Origin of the sequence: Streptomyces sp. NL15-2K, assembly GCF_030551255.1 — a bacterium.
GTDB lineage: Bacteria > Actinomycetota > Actinomycetes > Streptomycetales > Streptomycetaceae > Streptomyces.
In genome coordinates this window covers 4,443,076-4,456,059 of the sequence record NZ_CP130630.1, presented here as the reverse complement: position 1 = coordinate 4,456,059, position 12,984 = coordinate 4,443,076, and the positions used below count along the sequence as shown (strand labels likewise).

The 12,984-nt window shown below is 72.0% G+C and carries 7 protein-coding genes; 2 read left to right on the top strand and 5 right to left on the bottom strand.

All coding sequences use genetic code 11. From position 1 onward, the window contains the following. Window positions 1–9: 9 nt before the first annotated feature. The 4 genes from Q4V64_RS19830 to Q4V64_RS19815 form a co-directional block, all read right to left on the bottom strand. Window positions 10–924: a carbohydrate ABC transporter permease gene (locus Q4V64_RS19830; protein ID WP_124441795.1), complete on the bottom strand. Its 915-nt coding sequence runs from the start codon at window positions 922–924 to the stop codon at window positions 10–12. A 115-nt stretch (window positions 925–1,039) separates the two neighbouring features. Beyond that, a complete protein-coding gene (locus Q4V64_RS19825; RefSeq protein ID WP_124441794.1) occupies window positions 1,040–2,383 on the bottom strand; it encodes a sugar ABC transporter permease in 1,344 nt (447 codons plus the stop codon). 4 nt (window positions 2,384–2,387) lie between these two features. Next, on the bottom strand, window positions 2,388–3,776 hold the full coding sequence (locus Q4V64_RS19820) for an ABC transporter substrate-binding protein (RefSeq protein ID WP_124441793.1): 1,389 nt from the start codon (window positions 3,774–3,776) through the stop codon (window positions 2,388–2,390). A gap of 496 nt (window positions 3,777–4,272) precedes the next feature. Then, complete coding sequence (locus Q4V64_RS19815; RefSeq protein WP_303709834.1) at window positions 4,273–5,508, bottom strand: IS701 family transposase; 1,236 nt, start codon at window positions 5,506–5,508, stop codon at window positions 4,273–4,275. Between the two features lie 331 nt (window positions 5,509–5,839). On the opposite strand from Q4V64_RS19815, the gene Q4V64_RS19810 reads away from it, so the two are divergent. Then, entirely contained in the window at window positions 5,840–7,075 is a 1,236-nt protein-coding gene (locus Q4V64_RS19810) for an IS701 family transposase (RefSeq protein WP_303709834.1), read from the top strand. A 185-nt stretch (window positions 7,076–7,260) separates the two neighbouring features. On the opposite strand, the gene Q4V64_RS19805 is transcribed toward Q4V64_RS19810, so the two are convergent. Continuing rightward, window positions 7,261–10,884: an FHA domain-containing protein gene (locus tag Q4V64_RS19805; RefSeq protein WP_348540840.1), complete on the bottom strand. Its 3,624-nt coding sequence runs from the start codon at window positions 10,882–10,884 to the stop codon at window positions 7,261–7,263. A gap of 321 nt (window positions 10,885–11,205) precedes the next feature. On the opposite strand from Q4V64_RS19805, the gene Q4V64_RS19800 reads away from it, so the two are divergent. After that, a complete protein-coding gene (locus tag Q4V64_RS19800) occupies window positions 11,206–12,888 on the top strand; it encodes a serine/threonine-protein kinase (RefSeq protein ID WP_124441791.1) in 1,683 nt (560 codons plus the stop codon). Window positions 12,889–12,984: the final 96 nt, after the last annotated feature.

Below are 12,984 nucleotides of genomic sequence, written 5' to 3'. Positions count from 1 at the left end.
GTGTCGCGGCTACTTGACCGCGCCGGCCATCACGCCGGACACGAACTGCCGCTGGAACGCGAAGAACACGGCCAGCGGGATCACCATGGAGATGAACGCGCCGGGTGCCAGCACGTCGATGTTGTTGCCGAACTGGCGTACCTGCGTCTGCAGAGCGACCGTGATCGGCTGGCTGCCGGAGTCGGTGAACACCAGCGCGATCAGCATGTCGTTCCACACCCACAGGAACTGGAAGATGCCCAGGCTCGCGATGGCCGGCCCGCCGAGCGGCATCACGACCCGTGCGAACAGGCGCAGTTCACCCGCGCCGTCGAGGCGGGCCGCCTCCAGCAGCTCCCTCGGGATCTCCGCGAAGAAGTTCCGCAGCAGGAACACCGCGAACGGCAGACCGAAGCCCGTGTGGAAGAGGATCACACCCAGCATCGAGCCGAACAGGCCGATCTTTCCGAAGAGTTCGGCGATCGGGATCAGCGCCACCTGCACCGGCACCACCAACAGGCCGACCACGGCCAGGAACCACCAGTCGCGGCCCGGGAACTCCATCCACGCGAACGCGTAGCCCGCGAGCGCGCCGATGACGACGACGAGGACCGTCGCCGGGACCGTGATCAGCACGGTGTTGACGAGCGAGTCGGTGATGTCGCTGTTCTGCAGGAGCTTGTCGTAGCTCTCGAAGGTGAGTTGGGACGGTTTGCTGAGGACTTCCCACCAGCCGCCGGCCGCCATGTCCTGCGGGGTGCGCAGCGAGGACAGCAGCAGACCGATCGTCGGGACCAGCCAGAACACGCCGACCAGGATGAGGAAGACCCGGACCAGACCGCCGCTGACGCGTTCCGCGAGGCGGGAGCCGAGGGACTGCTTGGCTTTGGGGAACGTGACGGGCGGGGGTGCCGCCTTGCTGATGCTGCCGGCGTCCACCGTCATCGCCGTACCTCCCGCCTGAGCCTGCGAACGTTACTGCGCACATCCGGGGCCGTTGACATCAGCGGCTGCCGCCGCGGGCCCCCGGACCCCCAGCCGCCCCGAGGCCGACGCGTCTTCATCGCCTGACCTCCCGCCTCAGCCGGCGAACGTTGAACCACATCACTGGAATGACGAGGAGCAGCAGGAACACCGAGATGGCGCTCGCGATACCCGGCTGGTCCTCGGAGAAGCCCTTGCGGTACAGCTCCAGCGCGAGGACGTTCGCGTCGTCCTGCGAGGAGCCCGGGGCGATGATGAAGACCAGGTCGAAGATCTTCAGGACATTGATCATCAGGGTGACGGTGACGACCGCGAGGACCGGCGCCAGCAGCGGGACCGTGACCCTGCGGAACACCTGCCACTCGCTCGCGCCGTCGACGCGTGCGGCCTCCAGGAGTTCACGGGGGACCCCGGCGAGGCCGGCCGCGATCAGCACCATCGCGAAGCCCGCCCACATCCAGATGTACGACCCGATGATGGCCGGCGTGACCAGCGACGGGCCGAGCCAGTCCACGCCGTTGTACGCCTCCTTGAAGTTGCTTGCCGGAAGGCGTAGTTGGGCTCCGTCGGCCTTTGACGACAGGGTGAAGGTGCCGTCGGCGGCGGCCTTCGTCGACTCGACCACCTTGCCGTCCTTGACCGCCTCGATCCTCATGCCGGGGTAGCCGAACTCGGACGCGTCGGGCGCGCCGAGCGTGCCGACGCCCTTTCCGCGCGTGAAGTCCTGCCAGGTCGTCCCGGAGATCTTCCCCGGGTCGGCCTGCGGTGCCACGGCCCGCTTCGCGTCGTCGGGCATCTGGTCGGGGGCGACGCCCACGAGGGGGAGAGTGACGGTGTCCCCGGTGTGGACCGTCGCCTTGGTGATGAACGCGCCCCCTTGTGCCACGAGCGGCGACTCGCGGCCCGGGTGGGCCTTCGGGAACGCGGACGCCTCGGCGAAGGTGTCGTGGATGCCGACCCATACGGCGTTCGCGACGCCCTTGTCGGGATCCTGGTCGTAGACGAGGCGGAAGATGATGCCCGCCGCCAGCATCGAGATCGCCATCGGCATGAAGACGACCAGCTTGAACGCCGTGCCCCAGCGCACCCGTTCGGTCAGCACCGCGAAGACCAGGCCGAGCGCGGTGGCGACCGTCGGGGCGAACACCACCCAGATGATGTTGTTCTTCAGGGCGGTGCGGATGCCCTCATCGGTGAACAGGGCCTCGTAGTTGTCGAATCCGGCGAAGCCGTCGCCCGACTGGTCGTAGAAACTGCGGACGACCGAGTACCCGATCGGGTAGACCACGAGCGCGCCCAGCAACACCAGTGCGGGCAGCAGGAACAGGGCTGCCACGGTCTTCCGGGTGCCGGTCACGCTCTTGCGCGACTTGGGTGCGGCAGGGGTCGGTGGGACCCCTGCCGCCGAAGCCGACGTCATCGCGTCAGCCTCCGTAGGCGGCGGCCGCGTCGGCTTCCAGCTTGGCTTGCGTTCCCGCGACGTCCTTCGGGTTCTTCAGGAAGTCCTGGAGGGCCTTCCACTCGCCCTTGCCGGGTGTGCCGCCGAAGGCCTGCGGGGCCTGGTCCGACATGTCGAAGCGGAAGTCGTCACCGGCCGCGATGAGCGCCTTGGCCATCTTCTGCTGCACCGCGTTCGGGTACGCCGAGTCCGGCACGTTCTTGTTCGGCGAGAGGTAACCGCCCAGCTTCGCCTGGATGGTCGCCGCGTCCGGGGAGGCCAGGAACGTGGCCAGCGCCTGGGCCGCCTTGGACTCCTTGAGGATCACGGCCGCGTCGCCGCCGGTGACCACGGGCGCGGCGCTGCCCACGGCCGGGAACGGGAACACCTTCGCGTCCGTGCCGATCTTCGCCTCGGTCTCGCCGATGTTGACCTGCACGAAGTCGGCCTCGAACACCATGCCCGCCTTGGGCTGGTCACCGCCGGTGAAGGTCTGCGTCACGGACGCCGGGAACTCCGTCTGCAGCGCGCCGTCCGCGCCGCCCGCGACGTAGTCCGCCTTGCCCCAGATCTGGGCGAGGGTGGTGAGGGCGTCCTTCACGGACGGGTCCGTCCACTTGATCTGGTGCTGTGCGAGCTGGTCGTACTTCTCCGGGCCCGCCTGCGAGAGGTAGACGTTCTCGAACCAGTCCGTGAGGGTCCAGCCGTCGGCGCCGGCGACCGAGAACGGGGTGACACCGGAGTCGTAGACCGTCTGCGCGGTGGTGAGGAGCTCGTCCCACGTCTTGGCCTCGCTCGCCCCCGCGTTCTCGAAGACCTGGGCGTTGTACCAGATCAGGGACTTGTTCGCGGCCTTGTAGTAGACCCCGTACTGCTTGCCGTCGACCTTGCCGATGTCCTGCCAGCCCTGGGAGTAGTTCTCCTGCAGCTCCTTGGTGGCTTCGGCGCCCAGCGGCTTGGCCCACTTGCGGTCCACGGCCTGCTTGATGGCGCCCGGCTGCGGGAGCATCGCGATGTCCGGCGGCTGTCCGCCCGCGATCTTCGAGCCGAGGAAATTGATGATCGGGTCCTGCGCGGGCACGAAGGTCACCTTGGCGCCGGTGCGCTTCTCGAACTCCGCGAGGACCTTCTTGAAGTTCTCCTGCTCGGCGCCGGTCCAGACGGCGGCGACCTCCAGGCTCTGCCCGCCGAGCTTGGGGAGGGTGACCGTGTTGCCGGTCGCCGTGCCACCGGTGGGACCGCTGTCGCTGCTCTTGTCGTCGTCTCCACCGCAGGCGGTGAGCGAGAGCGCGAGGGCTCCCGCGAGGAGGGCGGCCGCGGTTTTCGCGGACCTGTGCTGCCGGTGCTTGCGGATGGTGCTGCTAGTCCTGCGCATCAATGCCCCGTTCATCGTTCCTCGTCGAACGTCCGAACGCTGTCCCGTGCGCTCTGGTCTACGCCTTGGGGTGGGGGGCGGCAAGAGCGCGTCCGCTGTCAAGCGGGGGATCGTGACCCCCCTGTGACCAGGCACCCGGCGTCGGTGGCGACCCTAGGCCCTGTCGTCAGATTCCCGTCGTCCGCCCGAAGGGCGGGCCGCGCGGCGTCAGGTGCGTGCTCTCGGCGTGCCGGGCCCTGACTCACGTACTGGATGTACTTGGGTCAGGGCCCGGTGCGGCGAGTGGGGGCCCCTCCCACGCCTTTAAGGCAGTGGGGGAGCGTGCATGGCGTCGCGCGGCAGGCGGGAATTTGACGACAGGGCCTAGTAGTGCTTCGTTAGGTTGTGGGCTGTCTGCGGCTGCTCCGGGGGCTGGGCAGGGGGCGTCCGCAGGTGGTGCAGGTACCGGTCCAGCACCTCAGCAGGTCCTGAAGAACGTCGAGGACCTGGTAGAGGGTCAGGCCGGTATGTGGACTTTTGGGTCGAGCCGCCTGAGGGTGAGGAATGCCTGGGCGGCGGTGACGAGGGTGACGTGGTGGTGCCAGCCGCGCCAGGTGCGGCCCTCGAAGTGGTCCAGTCCCAGGCCATGCTTGAGCTCGCGGTAGTCATGTTCGATCCGCCAGCGCATCTTGGCCCACCGCACCAGGTCAGCGACGGGTGTGGTGGCGGGCAGGTTCGATATCCAGTAGTCCGTCGGGGCGTCCTGGCCCTCCGGCCATTCGACGAGGAGTGTCTGGACGGGCAGGACGCCGTCCCACCGGTTGCGGCCGCCGCCCGCCTCCTGAGCTGCGGCCAGGGACTGCTTGCCCGCGGGCCGCACTGTCAGCACCGCGAACCGTGAGGTCATCGCGCCCTTGCTGCCCTGCCTCCAGGTCACCTCGGTGAACCGCTCCGCACCCGCCTGCGCTGCGAGGACGCAGACGGCTCGCGGTGGGGTGCGGTAGCGGGGAAGGGGGGGCGGCCCGAGCCCGCCATAAGCGGGCTGGTGCGGCTCGGCATCCTCCGGGTGGGCGACTTCCTTCCCGTTCAGGGCCAGGACATAGGACAGCCCTCGCTCCTGGAGACCGAGCCGGAAGGGGGTGCTGACGCCGTAGCCGGCGTCGGCGACCACGACCGGTGCCTTCAACTGCCACTCGGCGAGTGTGTCCAGCAGGCCGAGCGCGAGACGCCACTTCTCCCGGTGCACCACGTGATCGGGGATGCCTGCCCTGCGGCATCGGTCCGGCTCGTCCGTCCACTCACGCGGCAGATATAACTGCCACTCCAACGGACACGAGGCGGTGTCGGTGGCGGCATGGACACTGACCGCGACCTGGCAGTTCGCCCGTTTGCCGACCGCTCCGCAGTACTGGCGGGCCACCCCGACCGACGCCTTGCCGCACTTGGGGAACGACACGTCGTCGATCACCCACACCTCAGGTGTGATCACCTCGGACAGCCGCTCGGCGATCCGCTGTCTGACCGGCAGCGGATCCCACGGCGACTGGTTCACGAACTGCTGCAGGGCCTGCATGTTCCCGTCCGGCAGACGCTCGGCCATCGGCTGGATCGACTTGCGCCGGCCGTCCAGCATCAGGCCCCGGACATAACACTCGCCCCACCGCCGCTGATCCCGCCGCGGCAACGACCCGAACACATCAGCAACGAACTCCGCCAACTCGCCCCGGAGCCGGTCCACTTCCCCCAACCTCACTCCGGAAAGCTACCCACGATCAGCCGAGATCACTCAACGTAACGAAGCACTACTAGGGCCTGTCCGGCGGATCAGGTCGCAGAAAATCGACGGCGCCTCGTAAACGCAGGTGAGCGGGGTCTGGTGCGTCCAGCTGCAAGGCGGAGGAGGGAGTCGACGCGGAGCGATGGGGGTCCCCCCGCGCGAGCTCTGTTCGAGCGTGGGGGAGAGTGACGACAACGCGGCAGATGGACGCACCAGACCCCGCGTCTGCGGCATGATCCGCCGGACAGGCCCTAGTAGTGCTTCGTTACGTTGAGTGATCTCGGCTGATCGTGGGTAGCTTTCCGGAGTGAGGTTGGGGGAAGTGGACCGGCTCCGGGGCGAGTTGGCGGAGTTCGTTGCTGATGTGTTCGGGTCGTTGCCGCGGCGGGATCAGCGGCGGTGGGGCGAGTGTTATGTCCGGGGCCTGATGCTGGACGGCCGGCGCAAGTCGATCCAGCCGATGGCCGAGCGTCTGCCGGACGGGAACATGCAGGCCCTGCAGCAGTTCGTGAACCAGTCGCCGTGGGATCCGCTGCCGGTCAGACAGCGGATCGCCGAGCGGCTGTCCGAGGTGATCACACCTGAGGTGTGGGTGATCGACGACGTGTCGTTCCCCAAGTGCGGCAAGGCGTCGGTCGGGGTGGCCCGCCAGTACTGCGGAGCGGTCGGCAAACGGGCGAACTGCCAGGTCGCGGTCAGTGTCCATGCCGCCACCGACACCGCCTCGTGTCCGTTGGAGTGGCAGTTATATCTGCCGCGTGAGTGGACGGACGAGCCGGACCGATGCCGCAGGGCAGGCATCCCCGATCACGTGGTGCACCGGGAGAAGTGGCGTCTCGCGCTCGGCCTGCTGGACACACTCGCCGAGTGGCAGTTGAAGGCACCGGTCGTGGTCGCCGACGCCGGCTACGGCGTCAGCACCCCCTTCCGGCTCGGTCTCCAGGAGCGAGGGCTGTCCTATGTCCTGGCCCTGAACGGGAAGGAAGTCGCCCACCCGGAGGATGCCGAGCCGCACCAGCCCGCTTATGGCGGGCTCGGGCCGCCCCCCCTTCCCCGCTACCGCACCCCACCGCGAGCCGTCTGCGTCCTCGCAGCGCAGGCGGGTGCGGAGCGGTTCACCGAGGTGACCTGGAGGCAGGGCAGCAAGGGCGCGATGACCTCACGGTTCGCGGTGCTGACAGTGCGGCCCGCGGGCAAGCAGTCCCTGGCCGCAGCTCAGGAGGCGGGCGGCGGCCGCAACCGGTGGGACGGCGTCCTGCCCGTCCAGACACTCCTCGTCGAATGGCCGGAGGGCCAGGACGCCCCGACGGACTACTGGATATCGAACCTGCCCGCCACCACACCCGTCGCTGACCTGGTGCGGTGGGCCAAGATGCGCTGGCGGATCGAACATGACTACCGCGAGCTCAAGCATGGCCTGGGACTGGACCACTTCGAGGGCCGCACCTGGCGCGGCTGGCACCACCACGTCACCCTCGTCACCGCCGCCCAGGCATTCCTCACCCTCAGGCGGCTCGACCCAAAAGTCCACATACCGGCCTGACCCTCTACCAGGTCCTCGACGTTCTTCAGGACCTGCTGAGGTGCTGGACCGGTACCTGCACCACCTGCGGACGCCCCCTGCCCAGCCCCCGGAGCAGCCGCAGACAGCCCACAACCTAACGAAGCACTACTAGGCCCGGACCTGTCTGCCCGGTGTGCGAGGAACGCCCGCATCAGCATCCCGCACTACAGCAGGGACGGCACCTCGGCCGACGCGACCTCCCGCGCCGCCCGCTCCAACGCGCTGGCCAACAACGCCAGGTCCGTCGGCCCGTTGCCCAGCTCGCGCACGTGGCGTCGGGCCGGTGGATCCCCCATTCGCTCCCACTCCAATGGCACAACCGTCGGCCGCAGCGTCGCCGTGCGCGGAATCCGCCCCGTGACCCGGCCGCCCTGGAAGGGCGTCATCCGTCCGTCCGGTCGGGCCAGGCGCCCGCGCCCGGGGGCCGGTTCGTCCGGGCCGGCGGCCGGCGCGTCGAGGGTGACGCGCAGGGTGGCCCGGCGGGCCGGTTCCGACTGCGCCGTACGGCCGCCTACTCCGGCCGCGGCCACCAGGTGCACGCCGAGCCGCTCGCCGTCCCGGGCCACGGCCTCCAGCGCGCGTATCACCGAGCCGGCCGCGGGCCTGCCCGGTGAGCCCAGCGCGGGGGAGACCAGCGCGTCCAGGTCGTCGACGACCACGACCAGCCGGGGCAGCGGCGGGGCGGCCTCCGCCCGGCGGCGCGCCGCCGCCGGACGCAGGCGGATGGTGGAGCTGGGCGGGGTGTCGAGGTCTCCGGTGGGCTCCCCGGTCCCGGTCCCGGTCCCGGTCCCGGTCCCGGTCCCGGTCCCGGTCCCGGTCCCGGTCCCGGTCCCGGTCCCGGTCCCGGCCCCGTTCCCGGACGCGCCGCGTGCCGCCGCCGTCCGCTGCGCGACCATGCGGCCCGACACCACGCGCCCGGTGTGCCACTCGGCGAAGTCGCACCGCCCGAGCAACTCCGCGCGCCGCTTCAGCTCGGCGCTCAGGGACTGGGCGAACTCCCGCATCCGCACGGGGTCGTTGGCGGAGAGGTGGGTGGTGACGTGCGGCAGGTCCGTGCAGACACGCAGGCCTTCGCCGTGTCCGCCGCCGCTGGTGCCCACGTTGTCGCGGCCGTCCATCAGGACCACGCTCAGCCGGTCGGGGCGCTCGGCGGCGGCGAGGGACGCGACCACGGCTCGCAGCAGCTCCGTACGTCCGCTGCCCGGCGGTCCCTCGATCAGCAGGTGCGGGCCCTCGGCCGCGAGGTCCGCGCAGACCGGCCCGCGCGGCCCGGCCCCGAGCACCGCCCAGGCCCGCCCGCCGAGCGAGTCGGTGTCGTCGGCCGCGTCCGCCCAACGCGCCATCAGCGACGCCGGGGTGGCCCTCGCGAGCCCCAACTCGTCCAGCAGCCGCGCCGCCTGAGGCAACGGCATGGACACACGCGCGTGCCGCTCACCGGCCGTCGCCTCCGCCCGCAGCGGCGCCAGCGCCCGCGCGAACCGCTCGGCCCAGGCGAGCGACACGGCGTCCACCGCGGCCACGGTGCCGTGCCCGACGGGTCCGCTGCGGGGCGCCTCCGCCGAGCGGGGCCGGGAGGCGTCCGGCTCGGGGCGAGCGGGCTCCGCGCCGACGCGGGGGGACTGCGAGGTCCGCGCGACACGCACCAGCCGCAGCGCCGTCGCCACGTCGCCGCTGAGCAGGGCGACCGCACCGGACTCCCGGAACGTCGGCGACGCCGCGCAGGCCGCCTCGTAGGTCTCCGTCACCGGCGAGGCGGGCGACGCGGGTGCCGTCTCGGCGAGACACACGACGTGTATGCCGGCCCGTGGACCCTCCAGCGCCAGCCGCGCCACCGCCTCGCGCACGGCTGCGCCCGGCGGGTCGCCGTCCACGACGACCACGGTGTACGGCCCCGGGAAGCCGCCCCCGTCCTCGTCCGCCCGGTCGTCGTCCCTGGCCCAGGACGGGCGCCGCGAGGCACCGCTGTCGGGAACGCCGACGGCAGGCGGGGCGGCGACGACCGGAGTGGGTCCCGCATCCGCCAGGTGATCCTCCAGGCGACGCAGGAGCTCGTCGGTGCGGGCCGTGGCCTGTTCCCGGTCGTAGGCCAGCAGGAGGCGGCAGTCCTGGCCGTGGCCCGGGCGCAGATGCGGCAGCCAGCCCAGCCAGGACCACACGGCGGTGCGCTCCTGCACAGAGCGGGACCGGTCCGCGCTGATCAGGACGATTTCCAGGGTGTCGGGGGAGTGCAGCGCGGCGAGCTGGGCGACGACCGCGCGGGCCACCCCGGCGAGCCGCGCGCGCGGACCGGCCAGTCCCAGCGCCCCGACCTCGCGCAGGTCGGCGGTCACCGGCACCGCGGGCAGCAGCCCCGAGCCGTCCGGTGCCGCCCGGTCGGCCGTGCCCAGCCGCACCGTCAGCGCCTCCGGATGGCCCGGGCCGCGTTCCCACAGGCGCGGCCCGGGGCCCAGTGCCGTCAGGAGCAGCGCCGCCGGATCCGGCCAGGCCTCGGGGGCCTGGGAGACGGTGGCGGGGGGTGCCTGTGCCGTGTCCGACGTGGCGTCCCCGGTCTCGTCGTACGTCCCGCGCCCGGTCGCGTCCTGTTCGCCGCGTCCGCCGGTCAGCCGCCGCGCCCAGCCCTTGAGCCCGCCGCGCCGACGTATTCCCGGCGGCACGTCCGTCCCCCGCAGGGGGGTTCCCTTGCGGCGGCCGGATCCGGAGGGGTCCGGGTCGGCGCCGGCGGCGATGTCGGAGGCGTCGTCCGCAGCCGTCGTACGGGCGGACGCGTCGGGTGAACCGCCGATGCCGGCCGTCCCGGCCAGTCCCGCGATGCCGGAGCGGCCGGCGTGGGTGTCACCGGCAGCGGCAGCCGGGTCGGCCGCGCCGCCCCGGGCGGGCAGGCTCAGGGTGCCGTCGTGGCTCTCGATGCGCGGCGCCCCGCCCTGCCCCGGCACGACGGGCGGTTCGGCCCGCCCGTGCCCCTGGGCGCCCGGGGTGCCGGTCGAGGCGCCCCAGCCCGCCGAGCCGTACGCGTGATGGGTCCTGCCGGACGGGCCGGGCCCGCCCTCGGGCGCGGGTGCCTGCGCCGTGCCGGTATCGGTGCTGGTGCCGGTGGGTGCTGCCCCGTCCCCGGCGGGCACGCGCACGTGCCCCTCTCCGTCCGGAGTCGCCCGCACGCGCGCGCCGGGCCCTCCGGCCGGGGCCAGCCGCAGGGCCGACTCGCCGATCCGCAGCAGCGCGCCCGGCGTGAAGCGGACCGGGCGGGGGCCGACATGCCTGCCGTCCAGCGTCGTGCCGTTCGTCGAGCCGGGATCGGCGACCGAGACGCGGCCGTCGGGGCCGACCGTCACCGCGCAGTGCAGCCGGGAGACGTCCGGGTCGTCGAGCGGGACGTCGGCGTCGGCCGAACGGCCGATGTGGATCTGGCCGCCGTGCAGAAGGTGGACCCCGCCGGCGTCGGGACCGGCGATCACCTGCAGCTGGGCGGGGGCGTCGTCGAGCTCGGGATGGGGTTCGGGCACGCCGGGGGCGCCCAGGGACAGCACGGCGCCGTCGATCAGTGGGGGCTCGCCCAGCGTGCAGCGCTGCGTGTCGAGCCGCTCCGCACCGGCGTACAGCACGACCGGGCTGGTGCCGAGCTCCCGGCTCCGCTCGTGCGTGGAGGCGCCCCCGTCCGCCGGGACCGCCGAGGTCAGCGCCGACGCCACCGCGGCAAGGGCCGTGCCCGCGGGCGCCGTGACCAGCACGTCGCACCCCCGGGGCTGAGCAGGCGGGCCCAGCGGGTCTACGACGGTCAGCCGGATCTGCATCGCCGTCAGGGGTCCCTTCTGCACACACGAGCACGTCGGCCAGTACTGGAGGCATCCTCGCACCTGCCACCGACAACGCGCCCGCAGTGCGGCATCAAATGATCTTGATTGGTCGGCTCTGCCCGCAAAAGTGCCTGACCGATGCCGCACCGGTGACCGTTTGAGAACCGCTTGAGATCGGTCACGTCGGGGTCCGGCAACCAAGCGGACCGAGTCGAGCGTCTTTCCTTCGAACGTGTGCGACGGAGACGACAAGCTGCCGCCGCGCGCGGCGGCACTACAGTGGGTCGGAACACAGGCAAGCAGCAGGGAGCGCATGACGTGCGGCCGGTAGGCAGCAAGTACCTGCTCGAGGAGCCGCTCGGACGCGGCGCCACGGGCACCGTCTGGCGAGCCCGCCAGCGAGAGACCGCGGGCGCCGAGGCGGCCGTGCCGGGCCAGCCCGGCGAGACCGTCGCGATCAAGGTCCTCAAGGAGGAGCTCGCCAACGACGCGGACGTCGTGATGCGGTTCCTGCGGGAGAGGTCCGTCCTGCTCCGGCTGACCCACCCGAACATCGTCCGGGTCCGCGACCTGGTCGTCGAGGGCGATCTGCTGGCGCTGGTCATGGACCTCGTCGAGGGCCCCGACCTGCACCGCTACCTGCGCGAGAACGGGCCCTTCACGCCCGTCGGCGCCGCGCTGCTCACCGCGCAGATCGCCGACGCGCTCGCCGCCAGCCACGCCGACGGCGTCGTCCACCGCGACCTGAAGCCGGCCAACGTCCTGCTGCGGCAGAACGGCGGCGAGATGCACCCGATGCTGACCGACTTCGGCATCGCGCGGCTCGCCGACTCCCCGGGCCTGACGCGCACGCACGAGTTCGTCGGCACGCCCGCGTACATCGCGCCCGAGTCCGCCGAGGGCCGCCCGCAGACCTCCGCCGTCGACATCTACGGCGCCGGCATCCTGCTGTACGAGCTGGTCACCGGCCGCCCGCCGTTCTCCGGCGGCTCGGCCCTCGAGGTCCTGCACCAGCACCTGAGCGCCGAACCGCGCCGTCCGTCCACGGTTCCCGACCCCCTGTGGACGATCATCGAGCGCTGTCTGAGCAAGAACCCGGACGAACGGCCCAGCGCCGAGAACCTCGCACGCGGGCTGCGTGTAGTCGCCGAGGGCATCGGCGTGCACGCGAACTCCGCGCAGATCGCCGCGGCGGAGGGCGTCGGTGCACTGCTGGCCCCGGACCCGGCCCCCACGGCCGTACCGGGCGTCCCCGGCGCCGCCGACCCGACGCAGGTGCTGCAGCACGGCGCGGGCGCGTACGACCCGAACGCCTACGACTTCAGCGCGGGCGACCCGAACGCCGCGACCAGCGTCCTGCCCCACACCGGCGGCCCCGCGGGCGCCGCCGACCCCACCGCCGTACTGCCGAACCGCGGCGCGCCCGGCCAGCCCGGACAGCAGCCCGGCGAGCCCGGCGGACCCGAGGACCCGCACCCCTGGCAGAACCAGCTGCGCGCCGCCCGGGACCGCAACGAACAGACGCAGGTCCAGTACCTCGACCCCAACCAGGACCCGCTGCGCCGCCGCCCCCAGCGGCAGGTCGCCCGTCCGCAGCAGCGGCCCCCGCAGCAACAGCCCCAGCAGCGGCCACCGGCCGGTTACGGCCATCCGCAGCAGCAACAGCCCCAGCAGTACGCCCCACAGCAGCAGCCCCGGCAGCAGCCGCAGCCCCAGCGGTACGCGCCGCCCCCGCAGCCGGAGCCCCAGCGGCCCGTGCGCGAGCCCCGGCAGCCGCGGCAGCGCAGCGCCAACCCGATGAAGATCCCCGGCCTCGGCTGCCTCAAGGGGTGCCTGTTCACGATCGTCATCCTGTTCGTGGCGGGCTGGCTGGTCTGGGAACTGAGCCCGCTGCAGGACTGGATCGGCACGGGCAAGGGCTACTGGGAGCAGCTCAGCGACTGGTTCACCACCGCCACCGGATGGATCGAGGATCTGGGCGGGGGCTCCTCCGGCCAGTAGAGGCCACTCTGGTGATTTGTCGACACCTGGCGGGTGATTTCTGTCTCCGCGGTGAAGGTTGGCTCTTCGTGCGCGTAGTTTTAGCGACAACACGCG

Coding starts and splice junctions, on each gene's coding strand:
- Q4V64_RS19825 (WP_124441794.1), bottom strand. CDS start 2,383: ATGACGTCGGCTTCGGCGGCAGGGGTCCCACCGACCCCTGCCGCACCC.
- Q4V64_RS19830 (WP_124441795.1), bottom strand. CDS start 924: ATGACGGTGGACGCCGGCAGCATCAGCAAGGCGGCACCCCCGCCCGTC.
- Q4V64_RS19820 (WP_124441793.1), bottom strand. CDS start 3,776: ATGCGCAGGACTAGCAGCACCATCCGCAAGCACCGGCAGCACAGGTCC.
- Q4V64_RS19805 (WP_348540840.1), bottom strand. CDS start 10,884: ATGCAGATCCGGCTGACCGTCGTAGACCCGCTGGGCCCGCCTGCTCAG.